The organism is Rhodococcus sp. Q (assembly GCF_005503035.1).
In the GTDB taxonomy this organism is placed as follows: domain Bacteria; phylum Actinomycetota; class Actinomycetes; order Mycobacteriales; family Mycobacteriaceae; genus Rhodococcus_G.
On the sequence record NZ_SCOY01000008.1, the window covers coordinates 113004 to 127832 of the forward strand.

Genomic DNA, 14829 nt, shown 5'->3' on the forward strand with positions numbered 1-14829 from the left:
TGGTGTACCCCGGCGACATGATGAAGGGCGGTTCGGATGTCACTGCGGGAACGTCAGCGCGCACAGGTTCGGGCGGAGATCCAGCGAGCGGCGTTCGGACTGTTCGCCCGTGACGGTTTCGACGACGTCACCACGGACCAGATCGCCGCGGCCGCCGGGGTCTCGCCCAGTACCTACTTCCGGCACGTGCGCAGCAAGGACGATCTGCTGCTCGACCCGGTCCGGGAGGGTGGTGCCGGAATCGTTGCGCTCCTCGAGGAGCGTCCGGACACCGAGTCCGCGGATGTGTCACTGGCACAGGCGATCCTGACCCGGTCGACCATGTTCGCAACGCCGGAGATCGAGCAGTGGCGTGCGGCCTTCCGTACCGCCCCCCACCTGCTGGACCGGGTCGCGCTGATCACCACCGAGCACAGGTCCAGGCTGATCGAGCTCGTGGCGCAGCGCATGTCACGTGATCCCGAGACCGACAGCAATCCGGGACTGCTGGTGCACCTGATGCTGGCGGCCGCCGAGTTCGGCTACCTGCAATGGCTGCGCGCCGGCGACGACCACGGCGCCTCCCTGCCCGTGTGCGTCGAAGGCGCGGTCGGGGCGGTCCTGAGCGATCGGTGGAGCATCACCTCCTGACCGATCCACACATTCGAAATATCGCTTTCACCAATCTGATTCACCAACGACAGGAGTCAGTGCGATGACGCACGCCCATGAGCAGGTTCACGAGACGGTCGACCTCGTCGTCGTCGGTTCCGGTGCCGCCGGGATGGCCGCTGCCATCACGGCCGCCCGTAGCGGCCTCGACACCGTCATCGTGGAGAAGTCGGAGTACTGGGGTGGGTCGTCGGCCCGCTCCGGCGGCGGGGTGTGGATCCCCGGAAACTCCGTTCTCGCACGCCAGGCGCCGGCGGACGACCTCACGGATGCGCGAACCTACCTGACGAGCATCGTCGGGGAGGGCGCCGACAGCGCTCGGATCGACGCCTACATCGACCGGGGCGCGGAAGCGCTCGACTTCCTCATCGAGCATTCGGCGCTGGATCTCGAATGGGTGAAAGGCTATTCGGACTACTTCCCCGAGGCACCCGGTGGACGGGCGACCGGGCGGTCGTGTGAACCCGTGCCGTTCGACGCGCGCAGACTCGGTGACGACCTGCGTACGCTGCACCCGTCCTACACGAAGGCGCCGCTCGGTGTCGTGGTCAAACAGTCCGACTACCGGTGGCTCAGTACGGGTCTGCGTCACTGGCGCGGCCCGGTACGCATGGTCGGTGTCGGAGCCCGGACCTTCATGGGTCGCGTCCGGGGGAAGAAGCTGATCGGGCTCGGCTCCGCGCTCATGGGCCAGATGATGCTCGGTGTGCGCGCCGCGGGGGTTCCGGTTCGGCTGGGTACCGCGATGGCGGGGCTGGTCACCGAGGGCGGCCGCGTCGTCGGCATCGAGGTCGAGCGTGACGGCGTCCGGACCGTGCTGCGCGCCCGCCGCGGAGTCGTGTTGGCGTGCGGCGGTTTCGACAACAACGCCGAGATGCGGCAGCTCTACCAGCGGGCGCCGGTGAACACGTCGTGGTCGCTCGGCGCGCCGACCAACACCGGGGACGGCATCACCGCAGGCCTGGATGCCGGTGCGACGGTGTCGTACATGGACGACGCGTGGTGGGCGCCGTCCATCCCTCTGCCGAAGGGGCCGTGGTTCGCGCTCGCCGAGCGGTCCTTGCCGCGCAGCCTGATCGTCAACGACCGCGGGGTGCGGTTCATGAACGAGTCGTTGCCGTACGTGGAGGCGACGCACCGGATGTTCGGTGGCCCGTTCGGCCAGGGTGAGGGCCCGGCCGAGAACTTCCCGGCCTGGCTGGTGTTCGATCAGACGTACCGGGATCGGTACATGTTCGCCGGCCTGCCCGCGCGACAGCCGATGCCTCGCTCGTGGCAGCGGGACGGGGCGATCGTCGCCGCCGAGTCGATCTCGGAACTGGCCGACCGGATCGGGGTGCCCGCCGACGCGCTCACCGCCACGGTCGATCGGTTCAACGGCCATGCGCGGGCAGGTTCCGATCCCGACTTCGGTCGCGGCGAAAGCTCATACGACCACTACTACGGCGACATCACCAACAAACCCAACCCCAGCCTCGGTGAGCTCACCAAGGCGCCGTTCTATGCAGCGCAGATGGTGCCGGGGGACCTCGGCACGAAGGGGGGAATCGACACCGACGCGGTCGGCCGAGCCCTGCGCGGCGACGGAACGGTCATCGACGGTCTGTATGCCGCCGGAAACACGAGTGCGCCGGTGATGGGCCACACCTACGCCGGTCCCGGGGCGACGATCGGACCCGCGATCGTCTTCGGCTACCTCGCGGCACTCGACGCAGCGGCAGCAGCAGGCTAGGCGGCGCGCGCGATCGTGGCGCTACCGATGCCGGCGCGGTAGCGGTCCAGCACGACCTCGACGAGCAGGGCGTGGTCGCCGATCACGTCGGCGCGCAGGGCCCCGGGCGCGACCTCGTCGGCCGCGGCGTCGATGCGGTCGGTGAGCAGGCCGGGTGCGAGGAACCAGGGTGCGATGACGATCTGCCTCGCCCCATCGGCCCGCAATCGGGAGACGGCCTGCGACACAGTCGGTTCGGTGGTGGCGAAGCACACCTCGACACCGGACCACGCGGTGCCCGCGAGCAGGCGCGGAGCGATCGCGGTGGTGCGCGCGTTGGCATCGGCGCGGGACGACCCGACGGCGGCGAGAACGACTCCGACACCGGGATCGTCCATCGTCACGCCTGCCGCAGCGACCCGGTCCCGCACCGCCGAGATGAGTCGGTCGTCGTCGCCGAGGACATCGGTCTGCACCAGGTCGAGTCCCGGATGACGCGACCGGGCGGCGGCGAGCAGCCCGGGCAGGTCGACGCGGGCGTGGAACGCACTGCCCAGCAGCAGTGGCACCACGACCGCGGACGAGTGGCCCTCCGCGGCAACGGTGTCGATGACCTGATCCACCGATGGAGCGGACAGGTCGAGGAAGCACAGTCGGACGTCGAGGTCCGGACGTGCGCCCCTGATCGCCGCCGCGGCGGCCGCCATCGCCCGCGCGGAGCGGGGATCGCGGCTGCCGTGCGCGACGAGAATCAGGGGCGGCGTCATGGACCTAGACCGGCTGGCCGAGCTCGATCGCGGCGATCGCGTCACCGACGAGACCGGCGGCGAGGGTGTTGCCGCCGGCCGGGTCGATCAGCAGGAAGCTGCCGGTGTGCCGGTTGACGCGGTAGTCGTCCGCGACGATCGGGTCCGCGACACGCACCGAGATCTTGCCGATCTCGTTGAGCTGCAGCGCTGCCGGGCTCTGCTCGGTGGTCAGGCTCTGCTCGTCGAATCGCTCGACGAGTGCGCCGACGATGGCCTGCGTGGTGCGGGTGCCGTGCTTGAGCAGCAGTCGGGCGCCGGGGTGCAGGGGCTTCTCGGCCAGCCAGCACACGGTCGCCTCGAACTCGCCGAGCGGTTCCGGCGCGTCCTGCGGGGAGGCGATGGTGTCGCCGCGCGAGATGTCGACGTCGTCCTCGAGTACGAGGGTGACGCTGCGACCGGCATGCGCGAAGTCGAGTTCGCCGTCCGCCGTGTCGACCCGTGTGACCGTGGTGCGGATGCCGGACGGCAGCACCACGACCTCGTCGCCGGGCCGGACCTCGCCCGCCGCGACCTGGCCCGCGTATCCGCGGTAGTCGGGGAAGTCGGCGGTGCGCGGCCGGATCACGTACTGGACGGGGAAACGCAGGCCCACCCGGTGCGGCTCGGCGTCGACGGGCACCGACTCGAGGTGCTCGATCAGAGTCGGGCCGTTGTAGTACGGCGTGTTCTCCGACCGGACGGCCACGTTGTCGCCGTGCAGCGCGGACACCGGGATCTCCACGACGTCCTCGTCGGCCCAGCCGAGCGAGGAGGTGAGGGCGTTGAACTCGCGGGAGATGTCCGCGAACACCGTCTCGGGGTCCTCGACGAGGTCGATCTTGTTGACCGCGAGCACCAGTCGCGGCACACCGAGCAGCGCGAGAACAGCAGCGTGCTTGCGGGTCTGCGAGATGACACCCTTGCGGGCGTCGACCAGCAGGATCACCAGCTGTGCGGTGGATGCACCGGAGACGGTGTTGCGGGTGTACTGCACGTGCCCCGGGGTGTCCGCGAGGACGAAGGTGCGGTTCGGGGTCGCGAAGTAGCGGTACGCGACGTCGATCGTGATGCCCTGCTCGCGTTCGGCGCGCAGGCCGTCCACGAGGAGCGAGAGGTCCGGAGTGTCGAGCCCACGGTCCACCGATGCACGGGTGACGGCGTCGATCTGGTCGGCGAGAACGGATTTCGTGTCGTACAACAGCCGGCCCACGAGGGTGGACTTGCCGTCGTCGACGCTGCCGGCCGTGGCCAGGCGCAGCAGATCACTCATCAGAAGTAGCCCTCTCGCTTGCGGTCTTCCATGGCCGCTTCGGAAACTCGGTCGTCGCCACGCGTCGCGCCGCGCTCGGTGAGGCGGGACGCCGCGACCTCGGCCAGGATGGCCTCGTTGTCGGCGGCGTCGGACAGCACGGCGCCGGTGGTGGAGCCGTCGCCGACGGTGCGGTAGCGGACCGAGAGGTTCTGCACCTGCTCGCCGTCGCGGGGTCCGCCCCAGACACCGGACGTCATCCACATGCCGTCGCGCTGGTACACCTCACGCTCGTGGGCGTAGTAGATGCTCGCCAACTCGACGTTGTCGCGGGCGATGTAGCGCCAGATGTCGAGCTCGGTGAAGTTGCTGAGCGGGAACACCCGCACCTGCTCGCCCGGGGAGTGCTTGCCGTTGTACAGGTTCCACAGCTCCGGGCGCTGCCGCTTCGGATCCCAGCGACCGAACGCGTCACGCAGCGAGAAGATGCGCTCCTTCGCCCGGGCCCGTTCCTCGTCGCGGCGAGCACCGCCGAAGACCGCGTCGAAGCGGTTCTCGGCGATGGCGTCGAGCAGCGGAACGGTCTGCAGCGGGTTTCGGATCCCGTCGGGACGCTCGGTGAGCCGTCCGTCGGCGATGTACTCCTCGACGCTCGCGACATGCAGGCGCAGGTTGTACTTCTCGACGACGTGGTCGCGGAACGCGAGGACCTCGGGCAGGTTGTGCCCGGTGTCGACGTGCAGCAGTGCGAACGGCAGCGGCGCGGGCCAGAAGGCCTTGATCGCCAGGTGCAGCAGCACCGTGGAGTCCTTGCCCCCGGAGAACAGGATCACCGGACGCTCGAACTCGCCCGCGACCTCGCGGAAGATGTGGATCGCTTCGGACTCGAGCGCCGCGAGGGTGTCGAAGTCGGAGCCGGAGAGCGTCGGCCGGATGTCGGTCAGTTCAGCAGTCATGAGGCGTGCAACCCGCATTCTGTCTTGGAGTTGCCGGCCCACCGTCCGCTGCGCGGATCGGAGCCGGGAGCTGGCTTGGCGGTGCAGGGTGCGCACCCGATGGACGGATATCCCTCGTCGACAAGCGGATTGACGAGGATGCCGTGCTTGTCGATGTAGTTCTGCATGTCCTCGTCGGACCACGCGGCGATCGGGTTGATCTTCACCAGCCCGAACGCGTCGTCGAACGAGATCAGCGGCGCGTTGGCGCGGGTGGGGGCCTCGACGCGGCGGATGCCGGTCACCCATGCCTTGTAGCCGGCGAGCGACTTCTTCAGCGGGGCCACCTTGCGCAGTGCGCAGCAGCGTCCGGGGTCGCGGGCGAACAGGTCCTTGCCCTCGGCGGCGTCCTGCTCCGCGACGGTGGCCTCGGCCTGAACGTTGATGACGTTCACCCCGTACACGGCCTCGACGGCGTCTCGGGTGCCGATGGTCTCCGCGAAGTGGTAGCCGGTGTCGAGGAACAGCACGTCGACACCGGGATGCACCTGCGCCGCCAGGTGCACGAGCACCCCGTCCTGCATGTTCGACGCGACGATGTAGTCGGAGCCGAAGGTGTCCTCGGTCCAGCGCAGCAGTTCCTCGGCGGACGCACCTTCGAGACTCGCCGCCCCCTGCGCGGCAAGGTCGCGGAGGTCTGCCTCGGTTGCGTCGCTCAGATCCAATCCGGTGGTCATCGCAGATCCTCCTCGTCGGCGCGGACGGTCCATTCGGCGAACCGCTCGCCCTCGTTGCGGTGCTTGACGAACTGCCGCACCACGCGCTCGATGTAGTCGCCCAGCTCCTCGCTGGTGACCTTGTGCTGACGCAGCTTGCGACCGAATCCGGCGTCGAGGCCGAGGCTGCCGCCCAGGTGCACCTGGAAGCCCTCGATCTGGTTGCCTTCACCGTCGTCGACGAGCTGGCCCTTGAACCCGATGTCGGCGATCTGCGACCGGCCGCAGGAGTTGGGGCAGCCGTTGATGTTCACCGTGATCGGCACGTCCAGCGACGCGTTGATGTCGGCGAGCCGGTCCTCGAGCTCCGGTGCGAGCACCTGGGACCGCTTGCGGGTCTCGGTGAACGACAGCTTGCAGAACTCGATTCCGCTGCAGGCGAGGAGGTTTCGACGCCAGTGCGACGGCCGGCCGTGCAGGCCGAGCGGCTTGAGCTCGTCGATCAGCCATTCGACCTTGTCGTCGGGCACGTCGAGCACGATCAGCTTCTGGTACGGCGTGAAGCGGACGCGGTCGGAGCCGACGGCCGCGACCGCCTCGGCGACCTTGCTCAGGATGGTGCCCGACACGCGACCGGCGATGGGGGAGAAGCCGATCGCGTTGAGCCCGTTGCGCAGCTTCTGCACGCCGATGTGGTCGATCGGGCGCTCCGGCTTCTCCGGCGCGGGGCCGTCGATCAGCTTCCGCTTGAGGTACTCCGTCTCGAGCACCTCACGGAACTTCTCGATGCCCCAGTCCTTGATGAGGAACTTCAGGCGCGCCTTGGTGCGCAGGCGCCGGTAGCCGTAGTCGCGGAAGATCGACACGACCGCTTCCCAGACGTCGGGAACCTCGTCGAGCGGAACCCACACGCCGACTCGCTGCGCGAGCATCGGGTTGGTGGAGAGGCCGCCGCCGACCCACAGGTCGAGGCCCGGTCCGTGCTCGGGATGGTTGACGCCGACGAACGCGACGTCGTTGATCTCGTGGACCACGTCCTGCTGGCCGGAGATGGCGGTCTTGAACTTGCGGGGCAGGTTCGAGTACGCCGGGTCGCCGATGTAGCGGCGGACGATCTCGTCGATCGCAGGGGTGGGGTCGAGGACCTCGTCGAACGATTCGCCTGCGAGCGGCGAGCCGAGGACGACGCGGGGGCAGTCGCCGCACGCCTCGGTGGTCTTCAGGCCGACGGACTCGAGACGGCGCCAGATCTCGGGGACGTTCTCGATCTCGATCCAGTGGTACTGGACGTTCTCGCGGTCCGAGAGGTCGGCGGTGTCGCGGCCGAACTCGGTGGAGATCTCACCGAGGGTCCGAAGCTGCGCGACGTTGAGTGCGCCGGCGTCGCACCGCACCCGCATCATGAAGTAGCGGGCCTCGAGCAGGTCGATGTTCTCGTCACCGGTGAAGGTGCCGTCGTAGCCCTGCTCACGCTGGGTGTAGAGACCCCACCAGCGCATGCGGCCACGCAGGTCGGCCTTGTCGATGCTGTCGAAACCCTGCTTCGAGTAGATGTCCTCGATGCGGGCGCGAACGTTGAGCGGGTTGTCGTCCTTCTTGGACTGCTCGTTCGCGTTGAGCGGTTCGCGGTAGCCGAGGGCCCACTGGCCTTCGGAACGGCGCTTGACCGGGCGAGGTGTGCGCGCACGCGGCGCGGCGTCCGCCGCGGGAGGTGAAGAGTCGACTGTCTGCGACATCAGGAGGCGCTCCAAGATCTGCTTCAGGTGGATCTTTACGGGCGCCGGTCTACCGGGGGCATGGCTGTCGAGGGGAGGGCTGTCCCCGCGTGCCCACATTCGAGACCGGCCGGGACTGGCGGGTTGCTGAGAATGCGTCTACGCAGAATGGGAAAGACAGCAACAGCTACAGACACGCTTGAGATCCACATGGCGTCGAGCCACGAGCACAATCCCAAGTCCGGTCACGCCGACGATTGTGCCAGATCACACCGCCGATGCCGACACCTGATCCGGTATTTCCCCCGAATTGGGGGGAAATGCGCAGACCAGTGGCCGGTGTGGGATGGGTCACTCTCGGCCCGGTGGGACACTGGAGCGGTGAGTACCCGCCTGACCGAGCCGACCACGACCGCCTTCGCACTGCCCGAGACGGCGCTGGAAGGGCTCGGCTCACGGCCGTTCGGCATCTACGTCCATGTCCCGTTCTGCGCCACCCGCTGCGGCTACTGCGACTTCAACACCTACACCGCGGGTGAACTCGGCACCTCGGCGTCGCCGCAGTCGTGGCTCGAGGGGCTGCGCCGCGAACTCGACGCCGGTGCGGCGATGCTGGGGCGCGGGGACGCGGCCGTGCCCGCGGCGCAGACGGTCTTCGTCGGCGGCGGTACACCGTCCCTCCTCGGCGGCGACGGGCTGGCGGACGTGCTGGCGGCCGTCCGGTCGAGTTTCGGTCTCGCTCCCGGCGCCGAGGTGACCACCGAGTCGAACCCGGAGTCGACGTCGCCGGAGTTCTTCGACACCATCCGCGGCGCCGGCTACACCCGGGTCTCGCTCGGCATGCAGTCCGCAGCGCAGCACGTGCTGCGCGTCCTCGACCGCACCCACACTCCGGGCCGTGCTGTCGCCGCGGCGAAGGAGGCCCGGGCGGCCGGGTTCGCGCACGTGAACCTCGACATGATCTACGGGACGCCGGGCGAGCGCGACGAGGACCTCGACGCGACCCTCGACGCGGTGCTCTCCGCCGACGTCGATCACGTCTCCGCGTACTCGCTGATCGTCGAGGACGGCACGGCGCTGGCCCGCAAGGTCCGGCGAGGCGAACTGCCTGCTCCCGACGACGACGTCCTCGCCGCCCGCTACGAACGCATCGACGCCCGCCTCGCGGACGCGGGCCTGGGCTGGTACGAGGTGTCGAACTGGTCGAAGCCCGGCGCGGAGTGCAGGCACAACATCGGGTACTGGGACGGCGGCGACTGGTGGGGCGCCGGACCGGGCGCGCACAGCCACGTCGGCGGGGTGCGCTGGTGGAACGTCAAGCACCCCGCCCGCTACGCCGACGAGCTGGCGTCCGGGGTCCTGCCCGTCGCGGACAGTGAAACCCTCACCGCGGAGGACCAGCACCTGGAACGGGTGATGCTGGTCCTCCGACTGAGGTCCGGAATGCCGCTCTCGGATCTGCGGCGGGAAGAGGTCGCGGCCGCCGAACGTGCCGTCGACACGGGGCTGTTGCGACGAGCGGATGACCGGGTCGTCCTCACCGACCGCGGTCGCCTGCTCGCCGACGGTGTCATCCGCGACATCCTCAGCTGATCGCCGAACGGGTGGTTGTCGTCGGCGGCACTCGGCCGATGGCCCGGTAACCGCCCGCTCGGCGGAGCCGTCAGGTGAGGGCGTCGTAGTCGAACAGGCGCGCGTGCAGCACGACGCGGTTGCGCAGCGCCGACCGGACCGCGTGGTGCACGCCGTCCTCGAGGTAGATCACGCCGTGCCAGAGCACCGCGTGGGGGAACAGGTCCCCGTAGAACGTGGAGTCCTCGGACAGCAGTCGGTCCAATTCGAGGACCTTCGTCGTCGTGACGATCTCGTCGAGGCGGACCTGGCGAGGAGGAATCTTCGACCAGTCGCGCATCGACAGGCCGTGGTCCGGATAGGGCTTGCCGTCCCGGACACCCTTGAAAATCATGTTGCACCCCGTCGGATGGTTTCGGTCGGTGCGGTGGGCACCGACGCTCGGTCGAGCGCCACCACAGTAAGGGCTGCACGGGCGGTGGTCACGGGACGACTAGAATGCGGGGGCACCCGGCGGCACGGCGGGGGACCCGGCGGCGCGGGGCGAGACGAGCATGGAGGTGGCCGGCATGTCGAGTACCGACGAACGACGCTTCGAGGTGCTGCGCGCGATCGTCGCCGACTACGTCTCCACGCAGGAGCCGATCGGGTCGAAGGCGCTCGTCGAGCGGCACAATCTCGGGGTCTCCAGCGCCACGATCCGCAACGACATGGCGGTCCTCGAGGCCGAGGGTTACATCACCCAACCGCACACCAGTTCGGGACGTGTTCCGACCGACAAGGGTTACCGCGAGTTCGTCGACCGGATCTCCGAGGTCAAGCCGATGTCGGGGCCGGAGCGCCGCGCCATCCTCGAGTTCCTGGAAACCGGCGTCGACCTCGACGACGTCCTGCGTCGCGGAGTGCGGCTGCTGGCGCAGCTGACCAGGCAGGTGGCGGTCGTGCAGTACCCGACGCTGTCGGCGTCGTCGGTGCGGCACCTCGAGGTCGTGGCACTGACACCGGCACGGTTGCTGCTGGTCCTCATCACCGACTCCGGGCGAGTCGACCAGCGGATCGTCGAGCTCGGGGACGTCATCGACGACGAGGCGCTGTCGCAACTGCGGGCGCTGCTCGGCGGAGCGCTCGAGGGCAAGCGCCTCGCGGACGCGTCGGTGGCGGTGTCCGAACTGGCGATGGCGGCGCCGGAGTCGTTGCGGGACGCGGTGGTTCGCACGTCGACGGTGCTGATCGAGACGCTCGTCGAGCATCCGGAGGAACGCCTCGTCCTCGGCGGAACAGCGAACCTGACGCGCAACGCCGCGGACTTCCCGGGATCGTTGCGGTCGGTGCTCGAGGCGCTCGAGGAGCAGGTGGTGGTTCTCAAGCTGCTGGCAGCGACGGGGACGCCGGGGTCGGTGACGGTGCGGATCGGCGAGGAAACCCAGGTCGAGCAGATCCGCGGGACGTCGGTGATCACCACCGGCTACGGCGCGGGTGGCGCCGTGTTCGGCGGAATGGGTGTGCTGGGCCCCACCCGAATGGACTATCCGGGAACAATCGCGTCGGTCGCCGCCGTTGCCCGGTACATCGGCGAGGTGCTGGCCGAGCGGTGAGACGCGCCCACGTCGGGGCGCTGCAGGGGTCGAACGGCCCCGAATTTCGACGTAGTGACCTTTTTCGAGTGGACAGACAACGAGGACGAGAGACGTAACGTGGCACGGGACTATTACGGACTGCTGGGTGTTTCGCCCAAGGCGACCGATCAGGAGATCAAGCGGGCCTACCGCAAACTCGCCAGGGAACTGCACCCCGACGTGAACCCGGACGAGGCGGCGCAGGCGCGGTTCAAGGACATCTCGACCGCGTACGAGGTGCTGTCGGACCCCGAGAAGCGCCGCATCGTGGACCTGGGCGGCGATCCGCTGCAGCAGGGTGGCGGCGGAGCGGGCGGCTTCGGTGGCGCCGGGTTCGGCGGTGGCGGTCTCGGTGACGTGTTCGAGGCGTTCTTCGGCAGCGCAGGCGGAACCCGCCGCGGTCCGCGTGGTCGCGTGCAGGCCGGTGCGGACTCGCTGCTGCGCACGAAGCTGACGCTCGAGGAATGCGCGACCGGCGTCACCAAGCACATCACCGTCGACACGGCGATCCTCTGCGACCTGTGCACCGGTTCCGGAACCAACGGCGACTCGAAGCCCGTCACCTGTGAAACCTGTGGTGGCGCCGGCGAGGTGCAGTCCGTGCAGCGGTCCTTCCTCGGTCAGGTCATGACGTCGCGGCCCTGCCCCACCTGCCGCGGCGCGGGCGAGACCATCCCCGACCCCTGCCACAAGTGCAGCGGCGACGGCCGCGTGCGGGCCCGCCGCGACATCGCGGTGAAGGTGCCGGTCGGCGTCGGCAACGGCATGCGGATCCGGTTGTCCGCGCAGGGCGAGGTCGGCCCCGGTGGCGGCCCGGCCGGTGACCTGTACGTCGAGGTCATCGAGCAGCAGCACGACGTGTTCGTGCGCGACGGCGACGACCTGCACTGCACGATCCGCGTTCCCATGGTCGACGCAGCGCTCGGCACGACCGTCACGGTCGACACCATCATCGACGGACCCACCGAGATCACCGTCGATCCCGGCACCCAGCCGGGATCGGTCGCGACGCTGCGCGGGCACGGCATGCCGAAGCTCCGCTCGGGTGTCCGTGGCGACGTGCACGCGCATCTCGAGGTGGTCGTTCCGACGAAGCTCGACTCGAAGCAGGCCGCCGTCCTCCGCGATCTCAAGGCACTGCGCGACCGCGACCTCGCCGAGGTCGTCAGCAGCGGCTCGCAGCAGAGCGGTGGGTTGTTCTCCCGGCTGCGCGACGCGTTCAGCGGACGCTGACGAGCGACGCCGATGGCAGCGACGCTGTTCTACCTCGACCCGCTCCCCGACGTCGGAGCGGTCGCGGTCCTCGACGGCAAGGAAGGCAGGCACGCCGCGACGGTGCGCCGCATCCGCGTCGGTGAGCACCTGGTGCTCGCCGACGGCCGCGGCGGCATCGCCCGCGCCGAGGTCGTCGAGGTCGGGAAGGATCGCCTCGACCTGACGGTCACCGCCCGCGACGAGCTGCCCGCCGCGAGCCCGACCGTCACCGTGGTTCAGGCCCTGCCGAAGGCGGAACGATCCGAGCTCGCGGTCGAGCTGGCGACCGAGGCTGGGATCGACGAGATCGTGCCGTGGCAGTCGTCCCGCTGCGTCGCCAAGTGGGAAGGCCCGAAGGCCGTCAAGGGTGTCGCGCGCTGGCAGGCGGTGGCGGTCGCGGCGGCGAAACAGTCACGGCGACCGTACATTCCGCAGGTCGCCGATCTGCACAGGACCGGACAGGTCCTCGCGCGGGTGCGGGAGGTCGTCGCGGCTGGTGGCGTCGTACTGGTGCTGCACGAGGCCGCGACCGCCGAACTCGCCGCACTGGAACTGCGGACCGTGCCGGAGATCGTGCTCGTCGTCGGCCCCGAGGGTGGACTGGCCGACGACGAGGTCGCCGCGCTCACCGAGGCGGGCGCACACGCGGTCCGGCTCGGCCCGACCGTGCTGCGCACCTCGACGGCCGCGGCGGTTGCCCTCGGCGCGCTCGGGGTCCTCACCGACCGCTGGTCAGCAGCACCGCTCGCGTAGCACCCGCGGGCGCGGGATGTGTGGCGCGCCAGTGGTCGGCGATGTCGATGCGCCGGGTGATCCAGACGTCGTCGCGGCGCTGGATGTGGTCGAGGAACCGTTCGAGCGCCGCCGTTCGACCCGGTCGTCCCGCGAGGCGGCAGTGCAGTCCGACGGACATCATCTTCGCGCTGCCCTGCATTCCTTCCGCGTACAGGACGTCGAAGGTGTCGCGGAGATGTGTGAAGAACTGTTCGCCGCTGGGGAATCCGGCGGGGGACGCGAACCGCATGTCGTTGGTGTCGAGCGAGTACGGGACCACCAGGTGCTGCGTGTCGCCGACCGGAACCCAGTAGGGCAGGTCGTCGGCGTACGAGTCGGAGTCGTAGGCGAATCCGCCGTGCTCTGCGACGAGTTCGCGGGTGCTGGGGGAGTCGCGGCCGGTGTACCAGCCGCGCGGAGACTCGCCCGTCAGGTCGTGGAGGATGCGAACCGCTTCGGCGATGTGGGCGCGTTCGACGTCACGGTCGACACCCTGGTAGGAGATCCACCGCAGCCCGTGGCAGGCGATCTCGTGCCCCAGTTCACCGAACGCCGCCACCGCCTCCGGATTGCGCTGCAATGCCCGGGCGACGCCGAACACGGTGAGCGGCAACCCACGTCGCTCGAATACGCGCAGCAGGCGCCAGAGGCCGGCTCGGGAGCCGTACTCGTAGAGCGACTCCATGCTCATGTGCCGGTCGGGGAACGCCTGTGCGGGAACCATGTCGGACAGGAACGTCTCGGAGGCGGGATCGCCGTCCAGGACACAGTTTTCGGCGCCCTCCTCGTAGTTCAGGACGAACTGCACCGCGATCCGGGCGCCGCCGGGCCACTGCGGATCGGGCGGGTGCGGGCCGTACCCGACGAGGTCGCGGGGGTAGATGCCGGCGCTCACAGCAGTGCACCGTGCACGCGCAGTCGCGCCATGCCGCCGTCGGGGAAGATGTCGAGCCGGACGTCGGTGACGGGCTCCGGTGTGTCGACGAGGAACCGGTGCCGGGTGTCCGGCTGCAGGACGGTGCGGGGCAGCAGGTCGTGCCACTCGCCGTCGGGTCGGCGTCCGCGCAGGCTCGCGGCGCCGGGCGCGTTGCCGAGGAAGCAGGCCGTGTCGAGTTCGACCATCCGCACGACGCCGGTGCCGGCGAGCCGCACCTGCACCCAGTCGTTGCCGTCGTCGCGGCGTCTGCTGGTCTCCCAGCCCTCGCCCATCGTCCGGACCGGTCCGGGGAACAACAGGCCCTGGGGCGCGCCGTAGTAGCCGTTGGAGCAGGCCGTCACGAGCGCGCCGTTCTCCAGCGCGGCGAGGTCGAGTGACGTGCGGTCGAGGAGCTCCAGGTCGGGTCGGCCCTCGCCGTGCACCCGGAGTCGCGCGACGCCGCCGTCGGGGTGGATCGTGAGTTTGACGTGTGTCCAACGGGTTTCGGAGTCGACGGCGAACGGGGTGCGGGTGTCGCCGCCGACCGGGCTGCGGGCGACGAGCGTGTGCCACTCCGCCTTGCGCACGTCGTCGGGGGACGGGTGACCGTCGACGGCCGCGGCCTCGACGGTGACCTCGGTGGGGTGGTTGCCGGTGAACCAGGCGGTGTCGACGACGACGCCCCGCACGACACCGGGCACACCGAGGCGGACGATCGCCTCGTCGCAGCCGGGTTCGCGTCGGCGCCGGGTCTCCCAGCCGTCGTAGATCTGGCCGCGCGGCCCGAACGTCGCCGGGCGATGGCCGGGATCGGCCGGAAGGATCAGGTTCTCCTTCTCGGCGAAGGATTCGTCGTTCGCCCACACGACGGCGCCGCCGAGGCTGCGCAGCGCGAGATCGGGGAGGACACGGAAATCGGTTGTGGTCATGGG

15 protein-coding genes are annotated in these 14829 nt (G+C 69.6%); 6 read left to right on the forward strand and 9 right to left on the reverse strand.

Going from position 1 to position 14829, the window contains the following annotated elements:
- Positions 1–36 precede the first annotated feature (36 nt).
- The gene (locus tag FFS72_RS11195; RefSeq protein ID WP_137874010.1) at positions 37–630 is read left to right on the forward strand and encodes a TetR/AcrR family transcriptional regulator; all 594 of its coding nucleotides are present in this window, start codon (positions 37–39) and stop codon (positions 628–630) included.
- 64 nt (positions 631–694) lie between these two features.
- Positions 695–2383 (forward strand): 3-oxosteroid 1-dehydrogenase, encoded by a 1689-nt coding sequence (gene kstD / locus FFS72_RS11200; protein ID WP_137874011.1) that lies wholly within the window; start codon positions 695–697, stop codon positions 2381–2383.
- Here the strand turns inward: kstD and FFS72_RS11205 are convergent.
- From FFS72_RS11205 to FFS72_RS27115, 6 genes are all read right to left on the reverse strand, one after another.
- Entirely contained in the window at positions 2380–3129 is a 750-nt protein-coding gene (locus tag FFS72_RS11205) for a sirohydrochlorin chelatase (RefSeq protein WP_137874012.1), read from the reverse strand. The two genes, kstD and FFS72_RS11205, sit on opposite strands and share 4 nt — an antisense overlap.
- Positions 3130–3133: 4 nt before the next feature.
- The gene (locus FFS72_RS11210) at positions 3134–4420 is read right to left on the reverse strand and encodes a sulfate adenylyltransferase subunit 1 (RefSeq protein WP_137874013.1); all 1287 of its coding nucleotides are present in this window, start codon (positions 4418–4420) and stop codon (positions 3134–3136) included.
- Positions 4420–5355: a sulfate adenylyltransferase subunit CysD gene (gene cysD / locus FFS72_RS11215; RefSeq protein WP_137874014.1), complete on the reverse strand. Its 936-nt coding sequence runs from the start codon at positions 5353–5355 to the stop codon at positions 4420–4422. The genes FFS72_RS11210 and cysD overlap by 1 nt, the downstream gene beginning before the upstream one ends.
- Positions 5352–6071 (reverse strand): phosphoadenylyl-sulfate reductase, encoded by a 720-nt coding sequence (locus FFS72_RS11220; RefSeq protein ID WP_137874015.1) that lies wholly within the window; start codon positions 6069–6071, stop codon positions 5352–5354. Before FFS72_RS11220 ends, cysD begins: the two co-directional genes overlap by 4 nt.
- On the reverse strand, positions 6068–7786 hold the full coding sequence (locus FFS72_RS11225; RefSeq protein WP_137874016.1) for a nitrite/sulfite reductase: 1719 nt from the start codon (positions 7784–7786) through the stop codon (positions 6068–6070). The genes FFS72_RS11220 and FFS72_RS11225 overlap by 4 nt, the downstream gene beginning before the upstream one ends.
- Before the next feature lie 138 nt (positions 7787–7924).
- Positions 7925–8014, reverse strand: a complete 90-nt coding sequence (locus FFS72_RS27115; protein ID WP_502704100.1) for an Ms4527A family Cys-rich leader peptide — start codon at positions 8012–8014, stop codon at positions 7925–7927.
- A 132-nt stretch (positions 8015–8146) separates the two neighbouring features.
- Here FFS72_RS27115 and hemW point away from each other — a divergent pair, with 132 nt between their 5' ends.
- Entirely contained in the window at positions 8147–9358 is a 1212-nt protein-coding gene (hemW, locus tag FFS72_RS11230) for a radical SAM family heme chaperone HemW (protein ID WP_249353243.1), read from the forward strand.
- Positions 9359–9428: 70 nt separating this feature from the next.
- Here hemW and FFS72_RS11235 read toward each other — a convergent pair whose 3' ends face one another.
- Complete coding sequence (locus tag FFS72_RS11235) at positions 9429–9731, reverse strand: type II toxin-antitoxin system VapB family antitoxin (RefSeq protein ID WP_137874017.1); 303 nt, start codon at positions 9729–9731, stop codon at positions 9429–9431.
- Between the two features lie 175 nt (positions 9732–9906).
- On the opposite strand from FFS72_RS11235, the gene hrcA reads away from it, so the two are divergent.
- From hrcA to FFS72_RS11250, 3 genes are all read left to right on the forward strand, one after another.
- On the forward strand, positions 9907–10932 hold the full coding sequence (hrcA, locus tag FFS72_RS11240; RefSeq protein WP_050065237.1) for a heat-inducible transcriptional repressor HrcA: 1026 nt from the start codon (positions 9907–9909) through the stop codon (positions 10930–10932).
- A gap of 99 nt (positions 10933–11031) precedes the next feature.
- Entirely contained in the window at positions 11032–12186 is a 1155-nt protein-coding gene (dnaJ, locus tag FFS72_RS11245; protein WP_137874018.1) for a molecular chaperone DnaJ, read from the forward strand.
- 12 nt (positions 12187–12198) lie between these two features.
- On the forward strand, positions 12199–12960 hold the full coding sequence (locus FFS72_RS11250; RefSeq protein ID WP_050064862.1) for a 16S rRNA (uracil(1498)-N(3))-methyltransferase: 762 nt from the start codon (positions 12199–12201) through the stop codon (positions 12958–12960).
- Here the strand turns inward: FFS72_RS11250 and puuE are convergent.
- Both puuE and alc read right to left on the reverse strand, forming a co-directional pair.
- Entirely contained in the window at positions 12926–13876 is a 951-nt protein-coding gene (gene puuE / locus FFS72_RS11255) for an allantoinase PuuE (protein ID WP_171018634.1), read from the reverse strand. The genes FFS72_RS11250 and puuE overlap by 35 nt on opposite strands.
- Complete coding sequence (gene alc / locus FFS72_RS11260) at positions 13873–14826, reverse strand: allantoicase (RefSeq protein WP_137874019.1); 954 nt, start codon at positions 14824–14826, stop codon at positions 13873–13875. The genes puuE and alc overlap by 4 nt, the downstream gene beginning before the upstream one ends.
- Between the last annotated feature and the right edge of the window lie 3 nt (positions 14827–14829).